At 72.0% G+C, this 18,069-nt stretch carries 12 protein-coding genes; 10 read left to right on the plus strand and 2 right to left on the minus strand.

The annotated features are described in order from the left end of the window. Nucleotides 1-263: 263 nt before the first annotated feature. Complete coding sequence (locus ACGF2V_RS28710; protein ID WP_362629043.1) at nt 264-1,826, minus strand: PucR family transcriptional regulator; 1,563 nt, start codon at nt 1,824-1,826, stop codon at nt 264-266. A gap of 253 nt (nt 1,827-2,079) precedes the next feature. Here ACGF2V_RS28710 and ACGF2V_RS28715 point away from each other — a divergent pair, with 253 nt between their 5' ends. The 4 genes from ACGF2V_RS28715 (at nt 2,080) to ACGF2V_RS28730 (ending at nt 9,693) form a co-directional block, all read left to right on the plus strand. Continuing rightward, entirely contained in the window at nt 2,080-4,347 is a 2,268-nt protein-coding gene (locus tag ACGF2V_RS28715) for a hypothetical protein (RefSeq protein ID WP_362629041.1), read from the plus strand. After that, a complete protein-coding gene (locus ACGF2V_RS28720; RefSeq protein ID WP_362629038.1) occupies nt 4,337-5,659 on the plus strand; it encodes a hypothetical protein in 1,323 nt (440 codons plus the stop codon). The genes ACGF2V_RS28715 and ACGF2V_RS28720 overlap by 11 nt, the downstream gene beginning before the upstream one ends. Before the next feature lie 690 nt (nt 5,660-6,349). Next, complete coding sequence (locus tag ACGF2V_RS28725; protein WP_362629035.1) at nt 6,350-8,398, plus strand: transglycosylase domain-containing protein; 2,049 nt, start codon at nt 6,350-6,352, stop codon at nt 8,396-8,398. Beyond that, complete coding sequence (locus ACGF2V_RS28730; protein WP_362629033.1) at nt 8,395-9,693, plus strand: hypothetical protein; 1,299 nt, start codon at nt 8,395-8,397, stop codon at nt 9,691-9,693. The genes ACGF2V_RS28725 and ACGF2V_RS28730 overlap by 4 nt, the downstream gene beginning before the upstream one ends. 155 nt (nt 9,694-9,848) lie before the next feature. Here the strand turns inward: ACGF2V_RS28730 and ACGF2V_RS28735 are convergent, their stop codons facing one another. Next, nucleotides 9,849-10,970 carry a PP2C family protein-serine/threonine phosphatase gene (locus tag ACGF2V_RS28735; protein WP_362629031.1) on the minus strand — a complete coding sequence of 374 codons (1,122 nt, stop codon included), beginning with the start codon at nt 10,968-10,970 and terminating at the stop codon, nt 9,849-9,851. Between the two features lie 202 nt (nt 10,971-11,172). On the opposite strand from ACGF2V_RS28735, the gene ACGF2V_RS28740 reads away from it, so the two are divergent. The 6 genes from ACGF2V_RS28740 to ACGF2V_RS28765 all read left to right on the plus strand — a co-directional run bounded on the left by ACGF2V_RS28740 (nt 11,173) and on the right by ACGF2V_RS28765 (nt 17,927). Continuing rightward, nucleotides 11,173-12,738 (plus strand): serine protease, encoded by a 1,566-nt coding sequence (locus tag ACGF2V_RS28740; RefSeq protein WP_362629027.1) that lies wholly within the window; start codon nt 11,173-11,175, stop codon nt 12,736-12,738. A gap of 276 nt (nt 12,739-13,014) precedes the next feature. Next, nucleotides 13,015-14,769: an enoyl-CoA hydratase-related protein gene (locus tag ACGF2V_RS28745; RefSeq protein ID WP_362710094.1), complete on the plus strand. Its 1,755-nt coding sequence runs from the start codon at nt 13,015-13,017 to the stop codon at nt 14,767-14,769. Nucleotides 14,770-15,249: 480 nt separating this feature from the next. Next, nucleotides 15,250-15,798, plus strand: a complete 549-nt coding sequence (locus tag ACGF2V_RS28750) for a GNAT family N-acetyltransferase (RefSeq protein WP_362710091.1) — start codon at nt 15,250-15,252, stop codon at nt 15,796-15,798. A 358-nt stretch (nt 15,799-16,156) separates the two neighbouring features. Continuing rightward, complete coding sequence (locus tag ACGF2V_RS28755) at nt 16,157-16,822, plus strand: nitroreductase (protein WP_362710089.1); 666 nt, start codon at nt 16,157-16,159, stop codon at nt 16,820-16,822. Between the two features lie 173 nt (nt 16,823-16,995). Continuing rightward, nucleotides 16,996-17,385, plus strand: coding sequence for a hypothetical protein (locus ACGF2V_RS28760; protein ID WP_362629021.1), 390 nt, complete (start codon nt 16,996-16,998; stop codon nt 17,383-17,385). A 53-nt stretch (nt 17,386-17,438) separates the two neighbouring features. Further along, nucleotides 17,439-17,927 carry a hypothetical protein gene (locus tag ACGF2V_RS28765; RefSeq protein WP_362710086.1) on the plus strand — a complete coding sequence of 163 codons (489 nt, stop codon included), beginning with the start codon at nt 17,439-17,441 and terminating at the stop codon, nt 17,925-17,927. Nucleotides 17,928-18,069 lie beyond the last annotated feature (142 nt).

Here is an 18,069-nt window from a genome sequence, read left to right on the forward strand (position 1 = left end):
TGGCCGGGTCCCGAGGCAACCCGCAACCGCCGGGCGGCCCTGCCTTCTTGATCGGGTTGATCGAGCCATGCGTAGGGCTGGGTCACCCAGGGGTGCCGGGTGTGGCTGTCAGGTGGCCAACGGCCGCAGGGCGGCTCGGACGCGCCCTGGTGATCTGCCTGCCCTGGGATGCCGGACCGGCCGGCCCCGGGTCCGGCACCGCACCCCGGCCCGCGACCCGCCGCGGTCCGGCCGGGTGGCGCATCGGCGGCAGCACCGCCCGCTCAGCCGTCAACCGCTTCACGCTCCTCGAACAGCTCCCGGATCTCCACCGCGAGCCACAGCTCGAAGAGATCCATCGCCCGTGTCGGGTCCAGCCCCGTCAGCTCCGCGACACGGCGCAGCCGGGCGCGCGCGGTGTGCCGGTGCACCCCCAGACGGGCCGCGGCGACCTCGGTGTTCCCGCCGGAGCGCACGTACGCGCGCAACGCTCCGTAGAGGTCCGCGCCCCGCGCTTCCGGGGTCATGAGCGGGCTGAGTACCTGGTGGGCGTACTCCTGCCGGTCCGCGCCGCTTCCCAGGGACAGCAGCGCCCGGTATCCGCCGAGCCGTTCCAGCACCACGAACGGCACACCGCGCGTGTCGGCGACGTGGTAGGCCCGATCGGCCTGACGCAGCGCCACATGCCCTTCCGCCGGGTGCACCGGCCGGCTCATGCCCGCCCTGGCGATGCCGCACTCGGCGGCCAGCGTCTCCGCCCGCTTCTCGGCACCGTCGTCGGGGTCGAGAAGCCCCATCTGGGTCATCCCGCCCGCCGAGCGGAACAGGACATCGGCGGCCAGCTCCTGAAGGCCCGCCACGAAGGCCGCCCGGCGCCCCGGGTTCTCCAGCGCCGGCACGGTGATCACCTGCAGCCGGGTCACCCAGCCGAGTTCGGCCCGAACAAGCCGTTCCTCCACCTCGGACGCCTCTTTACGGTCGTCGAGGAGCGCGTCGAACGCCTGAGCACGCGCCACCCACCGCCTCTGCCCGGCCCGGTACCGCAGTTCGAGGAGGACCGCGAGCAGCGAGTGCGCCATGGACCGCAGGGAACGGTCGTACTCGGTCCACGCGCCCGGTTTGGCCACGACGAGGACGCCGCGCACGGTCCCCGCGGTCAGAACCGGCACGATGGTCATCGTCCACGTCCCGGCGTCCATCGCGACCGACCACGGGGACGAGCCCAGCAGGCGCGCCCGGACCGTACGACGCACCTCGGCGAGGTCCAGAGCGGCGCTGCCCCACTCGGCCACGACCCGCATCTCACTGTCGAACAGGACCGAATGCATGCCACTCGTCTCGGCCAGCCCCGCCAGCACGGCGTCCGGTCCCTTGACCTGCGCGGCGGCCTCCGCGAGGTTCCGCTGGGCCAGCAGGGCACGGCGCATCGGCTCCGTGTGCTCGGCATTCAGCGCGTCCGAGACGGCCTGGATGATCGATTGCAGTCCGGTGTCCTCGGGCACGTGCACCAACGGCAGGCCAGCCGCAGCGCACCCGGCCAGAAGCACGGCAGGCAGCTCGGGGTGCGGCAGGCTCGCACCGGTGCTCACCCCGAGCGCCGCGACGCCCACCCGCGTCAGGCGCTCGCAGTAGGCGAGGGTCTGCGCCGCGTCCTCGAACCGGTTGAGCCCCGTGGACAGCAGCAGTTCACCGCCGAGCAGCCAGGGCGTCGGGTCCTCCAGCTCGCTCACGTGCGCCCAGCGCACCTCCCGGCCGAGCGCGTCGGTGGTCTCGCCCCCGGCCCCGGCCCCCTCGAGGAGGTCGAGCCCGAGGCCGGGCAGCGCGAGGACGTCCCTGAGCGTGATCATGACCCGGAGTGTGCCACGCCCGTCAAGCACCCCGGGGCGGGGCGGACGGCGCCGCGCCAGAAGGGCTCCGCACGGGCGCAGCGCGAGCGGGCCCGGCTGGAGGAGCTGAGGTGGGAGGGGGTGGAACCGCGTGCCCCAGCGCGTCGAGGACCACCGCAACGTCCACCTCGCGCCGCCCCGGACCGGGAGGCGTCCCTACTCGTCGGGACCGAGCGCGGGTAGTGTGACCGGCCAGACCACGGGGAGGGCGCCGATGCGGACGCCGTCAGGGATACGGGGACGGACCAGGACATTCGGGGCCCGGGCGAGCACGGCGCTCGCGGCTCTCGTGCTGGTCGCCGGCGCCGGAACGGCCGTTGCGCTGCCGAGCACCGCGCCGAGCGCCACGGCAACGTCCACGGCGACCGCCACCGCCACGTCGGCCGGTCAACTTGCCGACGACGCAACCCAGTCCGAGCGCCTGGCCGAGGAACTACGCAAGAACCCGGTCTACGTCTCGGCCGACCGTCCCCGCCAACTGCCGCGCTCGCTCGCCCCGGACATCGCCGCCCTCGCCAAGCGCACCGGCGTGCCCACCTACGTGCTGGCGCTGCCCGCGGGCGACGCCACGCTGCTCGCCCTGGTGCACGACCGGCTCGGCGAGAACGGCCTGTACGTGCTGATCGGCGACCACGGCAGCATCACCGCCTCCGCGTTCGGCGTCGACGTCCCGGTCGAGGAGGCCCGCCGTGTCTCCCGCTACGGCACCCCGCACAGGGCCGGCCCGCTCGCCGCGTTCGAGTCCTTCGTCGACGCGATCGCCTCCGGCCGCGACCGGGCCGCCGCCAAGGCCGACGAGCTGTACGACCGCTCCCACGAGGACGGCAGGCCCGACCTGTACATCAGCTCCACCGACCGGCAGAACCAGAACCTGCTGCTCGGCCTGGCCGTGGTGGTGATCCCCGGCCTGGTGCTGGCCCTCGGCATCCGGCTCTCCCGCCGCCGCTCCGACCGGCCGCAGCCGACCGGGAAGGAGGAGGCCGCCGGCTCGAAGGCCCGGGCCGTCGCCCTGACCAAGCCCCCGGCCGTCACCCTGGACAAGGGCTCGGGCAAAGGCTCCGGCAAGGCCGCGGCGGAGCCGAAGGCCCCGGCCCGCACCACCTGGCCCGCCACCCGCCGACGCGGCGTGCTGCCGGTGACGGTGGTGGCGACAGTGGCCGCGGCGGTCGCCGTGGTACTGGCCGCGCCCACCGTCTTCCCGCAGACCGTCGACGGCCCGTACCTCGACGTCACCCAGGGCGACCTGGACGCCCGGGTGGAGGAGGTCGCCGCCGGTCTCGCCGCCGGACCGATCCACCAGGACCCGTCCACCGCGGACGTGCTGACCGCCGCCGACCTGCCCGCGATCCGGCAGCGGATCGCCGAACTCGCGCCCAAGGGCCCGGTGCACGTGCTGGCCACGACGAGCCACAGCGACGACGAGAGCGGCGGCATCAGCAGCACCCTGCTCGCCCGGGTCCACCAGCGCACCGGCCGGAACGGCGTCTACGTACTGATCGATCCGGTGTCCGGCCGGATCGACCTGGACACCTTCGGGACCGACCAGGACGCCGCGCGCCGCTTCACGCGCCTGCCGTCCACCGTCCGCTACCCGGAGTACCGCAGCAACGGCGACCTGCAGGTGGTGCCGCGCCTCAACCAGACCCTGGACGCCGTCGCCGCCGCCCAGCCGAGGAAGGGCTACGACCCCACGACCCGCGACGCCGAACTGCCCCCGCTCCACGACAACCGGCTGCCCGGCCTGTTCAGCAGCGACTTCGGGCCCGGGATCGCGCTCGGCACGATGCTGCTGGGCGCGCTGCTGCTGATCGCCTGGCTGGTGATCGCCGTCGCGCGGGCCGTACTGCACTCCCGCCGCACCCCCGCGGCCGTCCCCTCGCCGCCGCAGCACGCCGGACCCCGGCACATCACCGCGTTGCCGTCCGTCCGGCACCTGTGCGCCTGGGCCGCCGCCGACGTCCGCGAACTCTCCGGCCGGCTGGCCGCCGCCGACCAGGACGCGCCCGGCCGCACCCGCGCCTGGGATTGCCTGGACGCCGCCGAACTGCTGGCCCTCACCGTCGCCGAGCGCCCGGACGACGCCATCGAGGCGGGCGACCGGGCCGCTGTCGCGGTGCTCGCCCAGGCCGGCCTCGCCGCGCTCCGGGGAGACCTCCACCCCACCCTCTGCCGGCTCAACCCGCTGCACGGCGAGGCCACCGGCGGCAACGTCCCGGGGTGGCTCGCCGACCTCGGCATCGGCCCCAGGTCCGCGCAGCTGTGCCCCGCCTGCTGGGACGCCTTCCTCCACAGCGGCGCCGACCGCAGCACCGCCGACCCGGCCGCCCGCGAACGGGAGGCCACCGAACGGCTGCTGCGCCTGCCCGGAGCCGACGGCAGCCCCCGGACCGCCTGGGACGAGGCCGGGCAGGTCCTGCCGGCCGCCCGTGAAGGGATCGAAGCACTCATCCTCAGGGCCAGGGAGTCCGCCAGTGTCCAGTGACCGACTGACCAGTGACCGCCCGAGCGGCGCTTCCCGCGGCCTCGCCGCCTCACTGCTCGCCGCCCTGCTGCTGGCGTGCACGGCGCTGTTCGGCACCGGCGCCCCCGCCCGGGCGGAGACTGCGGGGACCGGGCCGACCGCCACGACGATCGCCGAGGCGCTGGCCACCGACCCCGTCTACGTCGACCCGTCCTACGCGGCCGCCGTCAACCCCGCCCAGCAGCAGGCCCTGGTCGACCAGATCGCCGCGACCGGCCTGCCGATCAAGGTGGTGCTGGTGCCACTGAAGAAGGGCGACGCCTTCGACGGCGACTCCCGCGCGCTCGCCGCGGTGGTCAAGGAACGGCTCGGCCAGCAGCAGCTGATCCTGATCACCACCGGCGAGTACGGGAAGTGGCTCAACGGCACCGAGTGGCCCACCGACACCCACCAGACCCGCGACGCCGCCTCCGCCGTCGGCTTCCTCGAGGAACTCGACGACGCCGGGCTGGCCGCCCGGGTCGGCAAGGCCGTGGAACTGATCAAGGCCGGCAACGGCACCGAGGTCTACGAGGCCGAGACTGCCAGGATCGACAGGGAGTCCTCGGCCCGGCCCGAGGTCGAGGAGGACTTCTCCGACGGCTCGGTGACCCTCCTCGCGGTCGCCGCGGTGCTGGTCCTCGCCGTGGTCGGCGCCGCCTTCCTGGTACGCCACCGACGTTCGCCCCGGCACACCGCCTTCACCTTCCCCGACGCCGTCTTCGCCGCCGAGCAGGCCGCCGACGAGGCCGGGCTGCGCCGCCGGGCCGCCGCCGAGATGCTCGCCCTCGGTGAGGCCGTGGAGCACGCCGACGGCGCCACCACGCCGGGCCTGAGCCGGGCCCTGGACGCCTACGACGCGGCCGGCCGGGTGCTGGACGCCGCACGGGGGCTCCCCGACCTGGTCGGAGTGCTGGCCCTGGCCGCCGAGGGACGCTCCGCCCTGACCCCGGCCCCCGGACTCCCGCTGTGCTTCTTCGACCCCCGCCACGGCACCGCCGTCCGCCGGATCACCTGGCGCCCGCTCGGCCGCCGGGAGCGGGCCGACGTCGCGGTCTGCGAGGACTGCGGCCAGGCCCTGCACGCCCGCCGCGCACCACAGGTGCTGGCGGTCCGGGACCAGGGCCGCACCGTCCCCTACTTCGAGGTGCCCGCCGAACGCAGCCTGTGGGCCGCCACCGGCTACGGCTCCCTGCTGTCCGGCCCCGACGACACCCTCGCCGCCCGGGTCGGCGCCGGCGAGTTCAGCCGCGCCCGGCAGCAGTCCGAGGACCACGGCGCGGCCAAGGACTGAGCCCGACACGCCCCTTGACGGAGCGCCGGTCTGCCAGGCGGAACCGGCGCTCCGCCGTTCCGCCGCCCGTCCGGGCCTCGCAATTCCCGCACGGCCGACACCCCCGGACGGCTCTGGACGACGGGGTTGTCAGCGGTGCCGGGCCGTCGACGTGAGGGGCGGTCGGCGGCTGCGGGCGGCCCGGGACGGGCGGGGACGGCGAGGCGGACGGGGCGTTCGTCGGCGGCCGGAGGCGGGTCCAGCGCACCGAATGGGCCGGTTGGGTGGCGCGATGCCCGGTGCCGTCGGCCGGCTCCCGGAGCCTCGCGGCGGTTCCGCACGCCCGCCGATGACGAGAAGGGTACGGAGCGACCCCCGAGGGCCTGTTATCTTTCCGTGACCTCATCATGGAACGTTCGGTCACGCTTTGGCCTCTACCGTGGTGGAGTCGACGGGGACGAAGGGCGTGACTGCCCTCCGGGCTTCTCGGTCCGATCTGCAACCAAACAGGCTGACCTGAAGCCGAGGACGCGCATGGCACACACCGGCCTGGACGAGTGACCCCGCTGCCCGCTCGGCGCGGGCGGGCGTCCGCAGACCCCGGGGGGTACCGGCCGTGCCGGCTCGTGGCGGCGGACGGGCAATGACCACTGCACGTATACGGGCACTGTCGGAGTTCGAGGCCGGCCCGGACTGTCATGGCTGGACGGAATGACGCAGCACACCTTATTCGGCAGGACGAAGCGGGCCAGGCGAGGGATACCGGCCCCGGGCGCGGGGCGTCGCAAGCGGGCGGAGCATCGCAAGCGGGCGAGGCGTTCGCGCGGCCGCCTGCCGCGCAGACCGGACTATCCGCGCGCGGGCCGGAGCGGCTGGCGCCGATGGGTGCCCTCGTGGCGGCTGGTCCTGAGCTCGTGCCTGGTGCTCGTCGCGACACTGCTGACGGTGGTGGGCATCGCCTACGCGCGTACGGACATTCCCAAGGACCTCAACTCGTTCGCCACCCAGCAGGACACCGTCTACTACTGGGCCGACGGCACCCCCATGGCCCGTACCGGCTGGGTGAGGCGGCAGGAGATGCCCCTGTCGAAGATCCCCGACCACGTGCGGTGGGCCGTGCTCGCGGCGGAGAACGCCGATTTCTACTCCGACCACGGCATATCGGCGCAAGGGATCACCCGCGCACTGTGGCGTACCGTCAGTGACGGTGACACCCAGGGCGGGTCCACCATCACCCAGCAGTACGTCAAGAACGTCTATCTGTCGCAGGACCAGTCCTTCTCGCGGAAGTTCACCGAGATGCTGCTGGCGGTCAAGCTGGACCGCCACGTGGACAAGGACACGATCCTCCAGGAGTACCTGAACACCAGTTGGTTCGGCCGCGGCACCTACGGTCTCCAGCGTGCCGCGCAGGCGTACTACGGCAAGGAGGTCACCCAGCTCGACGCCAGTGAGGGCGCGTTCCTCGCGTCCCTGCTCAAGGGGGCCTCGCTCTACGATCCGGCCGTCAACCCCCGCAACCGCGCACGGGCCGTCGAACGGTGGGCGTGGACCCTGGACCGCATGGTGGAGGTCGGCAGGCTGAGCCGGGCCGAACGCGCCAAGTACACCACCTTCCCCGAGCCGAAGCGGCCGCACGGGCCCAACAGCACGGGCGGGCAGACCGGTTACCTCGTCCAGCTCGCCGAGTCGTACACCAAGCGGGCCGGACGCATCTCCGACGCGCGCTTCGACCTCGGCGGCTACCAGATCTACACGACGTTCGAAAAACCGCGGATGACCGCGCTGGCCCGGTCCGTACGCGAGGCGCGCGGCGCGCTCGATCCCAAGCGACGCAAGGCCGACCGGCATGTTCGGTTCGGGGCCGCGACCGTCGCCCCGGACGGCCGCATCCTCGCCGTGTACGGCGGGCCGGACTTCGAGCGCCAGGCGTTCAACGAGTCCAACGCGAGCACCGTCCCGGCCGGCTCGGCGTTCACACCATTCGTCTACGCCGCCGGTCTGCAGCACGGAGTCACGCGCGAGCGAGGCGGTCCGCGGTCCGCCGTCACCCCGTCGACCGTCTACGACGGCGACGACGACATCCCGATCACGACTCCCGAAGGCCCCTACTGGGACCGCAGCGGGAAGATGGTCAAGGGCAACAACGACGGCGACCGCTCCTACGGTCCCATCAGCCTGCACGACGCCATGGCCAAGTCCGTGAACTCCCCCTTCCTCCAGCTCGGCATGGACACGGGTCTGAAGCGGATCCGCAGCACCGCGGAGGCATCGGGACTGCTCCCGTCGAGCTTCGGTCCGCCCGTTCCGGCGTTCGCGATGGGCAACTCGACGCCCAGCGCCATTCGCATGGCCGACGCGTACGGAACGTTCGCGGCCCGCGGCATGCACACCGACCCGTACTCGGTCCGCAAGGCCACGCGCAACGGCGCGCCCGTCCAACTCGACCTGCCGCGGGCGAAGCGCGCCGTCCGGTCCGACGTCGCCGACGAGGTGACCGCCGCACTCACCCGGCCCGGCACAAGCGGTGGGGACCTGTCCGCTCCGGTCGCCGTCAAGGCCGGAACCACCGAGGACGACACCGCGCGCTGGTACGTCGGATACGACCCGGCCGCCGCCACCGCCGTCGTCGTGTACCGCATGGACCTGAACCGGAGCCTCGCACCGCTGCCGCTCAAGGGACTGGGCGGTGCCTCCGCGGGCGACCGGGACTTCCCGGCCCAGATCTGGAACACGTATACGAAGGCCATGACGAAATGACAAGAGCCCGAGCGAAGTCCGCATCCCGCCGCAAACGGAGTCGTCTCACCCCCCGCGTCGCCCTGGGACTCGCGGCATGCCTCCTGGTGGCGGGTTCCGCCGCGCTCGTCCCGTTGCTGCCCGACGATTCCGCGGACAGCCGGACGCCGGAACGAGAAACGCGCACCGTCGCCGCACCGACGCCGACCAGCCGGGACAGCCGCGACACGAAAGACGCGAAGGACGAGGAGTGGGACGGCAAGGTCCAGATCCTGGGGGACGGTTCCACGTCCTACACCGGACCACAGCCGGGCCGGCTGAAGGCGAAGCGCCTGAAGCCGGGCGAACGGCCGCCCCAGTTCGTGGTGTTCTCGTGGGACGGTGCGCTCGAGGGCGACGACCGCACGTTCTCGCGTTTCCGCCGTGTGGCGAAGGAGAGCAACGCGCACATGACGTTCTTCCTCACCGGCATCTATCTGCTCCCGAAGGAGAAGAGAAACCTCTACCGGCCGCCCCAGCACAAGGCCGGGGCCGCCGCGATCTCGTACCCGACGCGCGAGCACATCCGCACGACGCTGGAGCAGCTCGGCGGTGCCTGGAAGGAAGGCCACGAGATCGGGTCCCATTTCAACGGCCACTTCTGCGAGAAGAAGGGCGGCGGGGACTGGAGCAAGGACGAGTGGACCAGCGAGATCAGCCAGTTCTACTCCTTCGTCCAGAACTGGAAGACGAACACGGGCTTCAAGGACCTCGATCCGCTGCCGTTCGACCCCACCCGTGAGGTCGTCGGCGGGCGTGCCCCCTGTCTGGAGGGCCAGAAGACCCTGCTGCCCGCCCTCAAGCCCTTCGGCTGGCGCTACGACGCAAGCTCCCCGGGGGACTTCCAGGTCTGGCCGTCGAAGAAGAAAGGCATCTGGAACCTGCCGCTGCAGATGCTGCCGTTCCCCGGCAAGGACTTCCAGGTGCTGTCCATGGACTTCAACTTCCTCTACAACCAGTCGGAGGGCGACACCGAGGGCGACCCCGCGAAGTACGAGGCATGGCGCAAGGAGGCACGGGACTCGTACATCGCGGGCTTCGAGCGGGTGTTCCACGGGAGCCGTGCGCCGATGTTCATCGGGAACCACTTCGAGGACTGGAACGGCGGGATCTACATGGATGCCGTCGAGGAAACGATGCGCGAGGTCTGTCCCCGCAAGGAGGTCCGCTGCGTGTCCTTCCGCGAGCTGACCGACTGGCTCGACGCACAGGACCCCGAGGTCCTCGCCCACTGGCGGACACTCGACCCCGGCCAGCCCGCGAACTGGAAGCAGTAGAAGGCGCCCGTGGCACCGGCCGGCGCGGCTCCGTCCGGTGCCACGGGCGCCCACGAAGCCGGGCCGGCCGTCGGATCCGTGGTCATGCCGCCCTGGGCGGCACCCGTACGTACGCGACGGGCACGGTCGGTTGGGTGGTGAGTGCGGCGATGCGCTCAGCGGTACGGTGACCGTCGGACGGACAGGACCGCCACGTCGTCGTGCTGCTCCCCCTGCCCGGCGAAGGCGCGCGCGTCGTCGTAGAGGGCGCGGGGCAGGTCGGTGGGAGAGAGATGTGCGCGCTGGGTGAGGCGTTCGGCGAGGGGGTAGAACGTGCCGTCGGCAGCGCGGGTCTCGGTGAGCCCGTCCGTGGTCAGCAGCAGCGTCGCGCCGGATGGGAAGGCGAACCAGTCGACGGTCGCGGGTTCGGCGGCGAGTTCGGCGAGGCCGAGCGGGACACCCGACGCGAGGGCCGGCGTGGTGACGGTGGCATCGTGCAGCAACTGCGGTGGGATGTGCCCGCAGTTGATGACTTGCACCTCTTCGTGCGGGTCGACGTTGATGATGAGCACGGTGACGAACCGTTCGTCGTCACCGGTCTGCGCGGCGTAGGAGTTGTGCCGTACGACAGAGGCGTCGAGAGCATCGGCGAGTGCGGTCAGGGTGGGTTCTCGGTGGGCCGTCGCACGGAACGTGCCGATGACGGCGAATGCGGCGCCGACCGCAGGCAGGCCCTTGCCCTGGACATCGCCGATCAAGACCCGGGTTCCCCACGGAGAGACGACGACATCGTAGATGTCGCCGCCGATGAGCCGGTCCTCCTGCACAGGTTCGTACGCTCCGTCCACCAGGACATCGTCGGTGAGGAGGGGAAGAGGGCGCAGGATGTGGCGCTGCATCGCCGCGGCGGTGGAGCGCAGTCGCAGTGTCTCGTGCTCGCGGCGGAGCCGACGGTGGCAGGCGTAGACGGACGCTGCGCCCAGGGCGAGGGTGAGCAGCATCATGAGGATCCTGTCGAGCCACGGCCGCCCGTCACCGTGCCGGACCAGCATGGTGACGATGACCACGAGTGCGGTCCACGCCGACACGAACTTCGTCTGGCGTACGGTGCACAGCGCCGACGCCGCCGCCGGCAGGAATACGAGGAGCCCGAGAAGCCACACCGGTGACGCGGACAGGGCACCGAGAATCATCACCAGTGCCGTCACCGACACCGCGCCGATCAGTACGTCGACGTCGCGCGGTGGTTCGACGGCTTGGAGGGGACGAGCGGAACTCTTGGGATGCTTGCGGGGCAACGGTACCTCCCGGACAGATGGTGCACTCTCTGTACGGTAGGCAGGACCCGACCGCGGGCGAGCAGCGCCCCGCCGGACGGCGTCCCCGCGCCGTGACCGGCGCCGCAGGCAGGGGGGCGCGACCCCGTGCGCATCCACGGGCACGGACCGGAATGTGGCCCAGCTCACAGGAACTCCGGTGCCGGTCCGAGCAGTACAAGGCATGACCACTTCTTCCGTACCCCGCCGCAGCGTCCTGCGGACCCTGGCCGTCGCCATCGCTCTGGTCGGCAGCACGACGCCTGCCTGGGGCAGCACGGCCTTCGCCGCAGAGCCGGAGACGTACACCCTCACGATCAAGCACCTGGACCGCACCGGTCACGCGACAGGGAAGTACACCACCAACGTCACCGGAATCTCCGGAGCCGGCGCCGACGAGTCGCTCCGGCCGTACGACGCCTCCGGCACCACCACCGTGCGGCTGCCCAAGGGCCGGTACATGCTGGACAGTTCCCTGACCACCGGTAAGGAAACGGACGGCACGGACTGGGTCGTCCAGCCACGCCTCGACCTCGACCACGACACCACCGTCACCGTCGACGCGCGGACCACCGCCCCCGTCGACGTACGGCCCCCCGACAACTCCGCGAACTTCCTGCACAGCGGGATGTTCGTCGAGGTCACGCACAACGGTGCCACGCGGATGGCCAACATCGTCAACTCCGCGCCGAATCTGCGCGTGGCCCACATGGGCCCCGAGGCCGAAGCCGGGTCGGTGAAGCAGTGGTTCGACGCCTTCTGGAAGACGGACACCGTCCGCTACGCGCTCGGCCAGACCTTCACCGGCACCCGCGCCCTGACCGGACTCACCCGGCAGTATTCCGCGCAGGAGCTGGCCACCCTGCAGATCCGTGGCGCGGCCCGGCCGGGCGCGACAGGCACCGCGTTCTTCGATCTGATGCCGACCGTCGGACCCACCGTCGGTGCCTCCCAGTCCATGGCGGTGCCCGGCACCGCCACCTTCCTCGTCACCCCTCAGCGCGGTACCTGGGACATCGGCTTCACGGTCCCCGGTGCCGCCGATGGGGCCCCGAACCGCTACGCCGCCGACCGCGTCGCCGTGCGGGCCGGGGCCACGACCACGCACACTTTTGACAACGCGGTCTTCGGCCCCGCCCTCACCGATCGCCCCGGCGTCGAACGCGACGGCGACACGATCACCGCGAACATCCCGCTGCTCGCCGACGGCGACGGCCACGTGCCGTCGTCACCGTCGTACGACACGGCCTACACCACGCTGCACCGTGACGGCGTACTGGCCGGCACCCGGTCCGGCGTGCCCGGACGGGCCGAGTTCACCGTGCCCTCGGGGCAGGCGTCGTACCGCATGACGAGCACGGTGAACCGCAAGGGCGCGACCGGAGCCACCACCCGTGTGACGGCGTCGTGGACCTTCACCTCCGGCACGACGGCCGGCCCGGCCCCGGTGCCGGTGAGTGTCGTGCGCTTCTCGCCCGAGCTCAGCGCGACCGGCACCGCGCAGGCCAAGAGCCGGCTCCGGGTCCCGGTCGCCGTTCAGGGCGCTGCTGCGAACGGCCGCATCCGCTCGCTGACGGTCTCGGTGTCCACCGACGGCGGCGTCTCATGGACCCGGGTCCCGGTCGACCGCGGCGCCGCCACGATCCAGAACCCGGCGTCGGGTACCGGTGTCTCCCTGCGCGCGGAGCTGACCGACACCGACGGCAACACCCTCGACCAGACCATCATCGACGCCTACCGCACCCGGTGACCCCGGCAGCGGACTGAAGACGGCTCCGGTCCGGTGGGCGACCTCCCGCCCGGGTACGCCGGTCCCCCGGCGGCCGGGGCCGGTGGCGCCGGGCCCCGGCTCCGGGCGGCGGGCCGGGGCGGTCGGATGCCCGGGTTCCCCCGAGTGGTCGCCGCTGCGTTCGCTTTCGGGTGACGTGCCGGCCGGTTGCCGCCCGTGCCCGGTCAGCGGCCCCCCAGCATCGCAACCGTCCGGACCCGCCCGGGACGGAACGGGCCGGAGTGTGGGGAGATCGTTGTGCACATCCTGCTCCTGGCGAGCGCGTTCAACAGCCTCACCCAGCGCATGCATGCCGAGTTGAGAGACCGCGGTCATACCGTAGCGGTGGAGATCGCGGTGCCGGACATGTCGGTGCGTGACGCGTCGTTGCGGCAGGCCGTGCGGGAGTTCGCGCCGGACCTCGTCGTGGCCCCCATGCTGAAGACCGCCATCCCGCGGGACGTGTGGGCGGCGCGCACCTGCCTCGTCGTCCATCCCGGCCCCCCGGGCGACCGTGGGCCGTCCTCCCTCGACCGGGCCGTCCAAGAAGGCGCGGACACCTGGGGAGTGACCGTCCTGCAGGCCGACGAGGAGATGGACGCCGGGGCCGTCTGGGCGTCGGCCGCCTTTCCGGTGCCCCCGGTGGGCAAGAGCGATCTGTACCGCAACGAGGTCTCGGACGCCGCGTCGCGGGCCGTGCACCTCGCCGTCGAGCGCTTTTCCTCCGGTGCGTACGTTCCTCGTCCGCAGAGCGGCGCAGGCGCGGAGTTGACCATCCGTACGCGACCGTACCTGCGTCAGGAGCATCGGCGCATCGACTGGACGTCCGACTCCACGGAGACGGTTCTTCGCAAGCTGCGCGCCGCCGACTCCTTCCCCGGCGTACGTGATGAGCTGCTGGGGGACGAGTGGTTTCTGCACGGGGGCCACCCGGAGCCCGAACTGCGCGGGAAAACGGGCGAGCTGGTGGCCGTACGGGCAGGGGCCGTCTGCCGGGCGACGATCGACGGCGCGGTATGGATCCCCGAGCTCCGGGCCTGCCGCCGACCCGATGGTCCCACCACGTTCAAACTGCCCGCGACGACGGCGCTCGGCGAGCGGATGCCCGCACTTCCGCAGCGTCCCGCGCCGCTGCACGAGCAGGGGCGCCGACGCGGCTGGAGCGACATCAGTTATCGCGAGGAGGGAGAGGCCGGTTTCCTCGCGTTCTCCTTCCCCGGCGGCGCGATGAGCACCACGCAGTGCCGACGCCTGCTCGACGCCTACCGGATGGCGTGCCGACGGCCCATCTCGGTGCTGGTGCTCGGGAGCGGCCGGGACTTCTTCTCCAACGGCATCCACCTCAATGTCATCGAGGCCGCCGCCGATCCCGGCGAGGAGTCCTGGGCCAACATCAACGCCATGAACGACCTCGTGGAGGCGGTTCTCACCACGACCGACCGGCTGGTGGTCTCGGCCGTGGGCGGCAACGCCGCCGCAGGCGGGGTGATGCTCGCCCTCGCCGCCGACGAGGTCTGGTGCAGGCAGGCGACCGTGCTGAACCCGCACTACCGCCTCATGGGGCTGTTCGGATCCGAGTACTGGACGTACACACTGCCGCGCCGGGTGGGGGCCGCGGCCGCGGAGCACCTCACGAGCACCGCGCTGCCGGTGAGCGCCGAGGCCGCCGTGCGGCTCGGCCTCGTCGACCGGACGGTCGACTGCGATGCGCAGTCGTTCTCGGACGAGGTCGCCCTGCTGGCGGCCCAGCTCGCCGCGTCGCCCGCGACACGATTGCGTATCGCCGCCAAGAAGGCCGAACGGGACAAGGACGAGGCCCGCAAGCCCCTGGCCGCCTACAGGGCACAGGAGTTGGCCGTGATGCGGCGGATCTTCTTCGATCCGCGATCGTCCTACCACGCGCTGCGGCGCGCGTTCGTGCACAAGGATCCCCCCGCGAGTCGGGACGGGGCGCGCCCGGGTCCCGATCAGGGCGGTGCCGTCGGGAGCGGGTGCGGTGACGTGTGCTGCTGAGGGCGGACGGCGTCGGCCGGAGGGGGCACGGACCGGGTGTGCGAGGAATGCGGGGCCCGCCCCGGCCCTCCCCGCACTACGCGGGCGACGCCGGCCGGTCGAGCCACGCGTCACGGGGAGCGGAACAGTCGTGCCCGAGCGACGCCGCGGGCAGCGCTGTGCGCCACGCCGGTGACGAGCCCACTGAAGTGACGCGCGTCAGCGAAGTGATGGGCGTCAGCGACCTCGTTCCGCCACGGCCACCGGTCGGCCCCGCACGCATCCGTCGGCGCTCATGGCAGGCCGTGCGTCCCCGGGCACGGTCGGCCCCTGTCCCAGGGACGCGAGCGGGCCCCGCAGGCTTGCCGGGCCCGCGAGCACCGGCGGAAACCGCACTTCTTCCCGGCCCCTCGGTATCCCTCATGCCTTGAGGAGCCGTGGCCTTGTTCGTGAGTTGCGAGAGCGCGTGCTGCTCGGCGGGCGTGCGATAGGTTCCCCACCATGGCTGAACTCGGATCCGTCGCCTGGCCACCTGCCCCGATCAAGACCGCGCGGCTCGTGCTCCGCGAGTCGGAGGCCCGGGACCGTGCGGCGTTCATCGAGCTGTTCGCCTCGCCGGAGGTGGGCGCCTACATAGGCGGCCCTCGACCGCGTGATGAGCTCGACCGCGCGTTGCCCGAGACGCCCGAGAGCCGCCCCGGTCTTTTCGTGATCGAGCTCGACGGAGCGTTGATCGGCACCATCGAGCTCAACCGGCGCGACGCGGAGCGTCGGAGTCATGTCCGTCCGGATGCCGGGGAGGCCGAGCTCGGCTACCTGTTCCTGCCGGAGGCATGGGGGTACGGATACGCCGCCGAGGCGTGCGCGGCGGTGCTCGGCTGGTTCGCCGACGCGCTTCCCGGCGAGCCGGTGGTGCTCTGCACCCAGACCGCCAACGACCGCTCCATGCGCCTCGCGGCAAAGCTGGGGTTCACCGAGGTGCAACGGTACGAGGCGTGGGGCGCCGAACAGTGGATGGGTGTGTGGTCCCCGGACACGCCGCCCGCTTGAGCTCGTGCCCGGAGGGAGGGCCTGCGGGTCGGCCTCGCAGGCGCCGAGGGCAAGCTGGCCCGACTTGACGCCGAACAGACTCGGTCCGGCACTGCCGTCGACCTCGGGATGCCCACCTTCGCCGAGATCACCTTCCATACCAGTGAGGACAATGAGGAGCCCGCTCAATAACTCGCCCGATCACGGACGACCTAGTCCACCGGCCCCGTGGAGCAGGCGGCGGCCGATCGTACCGACAGGCCGCGGAACCGCGCTGCCGCCTGCCGCAGACCGAAGTGCGATCTGGATCAACGGTCCCTCTTGTGCGTGCTGAAGACGGTAGAGAGGTGGTTGTCGTTGAGCGAGAGGATCAGAAGACGTGGATGTGTATGAAGCCGTGAGCAGTCGCCGGGCCGTGCGGGCTTTCAGCGACGAGCCAGTATCCAAAGAGATACTCGAACGAGTGCTGACCGCAGCGACGCGGGCTCCATCGAGTGGGAACCTCCAGCCGTGGCATGTGTACGCCGTGACCGGTGAGCCCTTGGCCGAACTGAAGAGGCGCGCGACAGCCAGGGCGCTGGCGGGAGACCCGGATGATGAACGGGAGTATCCGATGTACCCGGCCCAACTGACCTCGCCGTATCTGGACCGCTTTTCCGCCGCGGCCGCCCAGCGGTACAAAGCACTGGGAATCGAGCGCGACGACCCCGACAGGCCCCAAAAGATCGCCGCCTTGAACTCGGAGGCGTTCGGCGCGCCGGTCGTACTGTTCTGCTACCTCGACCGGACGATGGGGCCCGGACAGTGGGGGGACACCGGGATGTACTTGCAGACCGTCATGCTGTTGCTCAGGGCAGAAGGGGTGCACAGCTGCCCCCAGATGATGTGGACGATGTATCGCAAGACCGTCAGCCAGATCGTCGGAGCCGATGACGGGCTCGTACTGTTCTGCGGCGTCGCGGTGGGATTCGAGAAGGAAGGCGTGCCACGACTGCGTACCGGGCGGGCGCACATGACAGAAACAGTGAGCTTCATCGGAATGTGACCATCCGGAACCTCCGTGAACGCATCCGCGAAGCTCGCGCCAACGGCTGGCTTGGTGAAGTGGACGGACTCCAAGTCAGCCTCGACGCTGCCATCGTCGAGCTCAACGGTCTCAGCCGGGCCCCCGGGGTACCTGGGCTATGGTGTCGGGACCGAGGGAGGGGAGCAACGACGATGCACCGCAAGCGGCACGGTGCCGTAGGCGCCTCCCTCGCGCTGCTGACCCTGCTGGCCGCACTGTTCTGCGCCACGACCGCCTCCCCGCCCGCGTTCCGGGCAGCACCCTCCTCGACGGCGGCCGACCCGCACGTGGCGCCAGGCCACGAGACGCTGGACGACGCCGGTCACGACGTACCTGTCTCCGCACGAAAGGCATCGTGCCTGAAGAAGGTTCAGCCGGAGCAAGAGCACCTGCGGTTCGGTGCGCTGCCCGATCGTGCTCTGCCGGCGCGGGCCGATGACATGGCGCCACCGGTGCGGGGCGCCGGGCACGCGGGTGTCCGGTACTTCGGGCCGAAACCGTCTCCTCCCGACCTCACCGAACTCTCCGTACGACGGGTATAGGTCCGCGCGCTGTTTCCGCGTGTCCCTGTCACCCCAACCGGAAGAGTCATGCGTTGTCCGTCTCCCGCTCCCCCCGTGCGGCGTGGGCCGCCCTGCGCTGCTGGCCGCCACGCCGATGGGCCGCTCTGGCGGCGGCCACGCCAGTGGCGGTCCTCGTCCTGGGTGTGCCCACCGCCCTCATCCCGACCCCGTTGTTCTCCCGCTCCGTGCCGCCGGTGTGGTGGAACTACCCGGTGCTCGTCCTCACCAGCGTGCTGTCGGCCGTGGTGCTCGCCACCTATGTGCGAACCGGGCCCGTCTCGCGCCGTGACGACGCGACCGGGCGTTCGCTCGGGTCGGCCGGCGCGGTGCTGTCCTTCCTCGCCGTCGGCTGCCCTGTCTGCAACAAGGCGGTCCTGCTCCTGCTGGGGGCCTCGGGCGCGCTGAGTTACTGGGCGCCCCTGCAGCCCGCGGTCGCGGTGCTCTCCCTTGTCCTGCTGGTCGAAGCCGCCCTACGGCGCCTGGCTGCCGAGACGGCCTGTCCCGTGCGGCCCGCTGCCTGACCACTGCTTTCACACGGCCGAAGGCGGAGCGAGTCTGGGGGGGGGGGGGGGGGGGGGGGGGGGGGGGGGGGGGGGGGGGGGGGGGGGGGCGGGGGGGGGGGCGGCGGGGGGGGGGGGGGGGGGGGGGGGGGGGGGGGGGGGC

It is taken from the genome of Streptomyces sp. NPDC047982 (assembly GCF_043204165.1).
Classification (GTDB): Bacteria; Actinomycetota; Actinomycetes; order Streptomycetales; family Streptomycetaceae; genus Streptomyces.

Bases quoted from the DNA above. Each gene is read 5' to 3' on its own strand.
- ACGF2V_RS28710 (WP_362629043.1), bottom strand. From the start codon at position 1,826: ATGATCACGCTCAGGGACGTCCTCGCGCTGCCCGGCCTCGGGCTCGAC.
- ACGF2V_RS28715 (WP_362629041.1), top strand. From the start codon at position 2,080: ATGCGGACGCCGTCAGGGATACGGGGACGGACCAGGACATTCGGGGCC.
- ACGF2V_RS28725 (WP_362629035.1), top strand. From the start codon at position 6,350: ATGACGCAGCACACCTTATTCGGCAGGACGAAGCGGGCCAGGCGAGGG.
- ACGF2V_RS28730 (WP_362629033.1), top strand. From the start codon at position 8,395: ATGACAAGAGCCCGAGCGAAGTCCGCATCCCGCCGCAAACGGAGTCGT.
- ACGF2V_RS28740 (WP_362629027.1), top strand. From the start codon at position 11,173: ATGACCACTTCTTCCGTACCCCGCCGCAGCGTCCTGCGGACCCTGGCC.
- ACGF2V_RS28750 (WP_362710091.1), top strand. From the start codon at position 15,250: ATGGCTGAACTCGGATCCGTCGCCTGGCCACCTGCCCCGATCAAGACC.
- ACGF2V_RS28760 (WP_362629021.1), top strand. From the start codon at position 16,996: ATGCACCGCAAGCGGCACGGTGCCGTAGGCGCCTCCCTCGCGCTGCTG.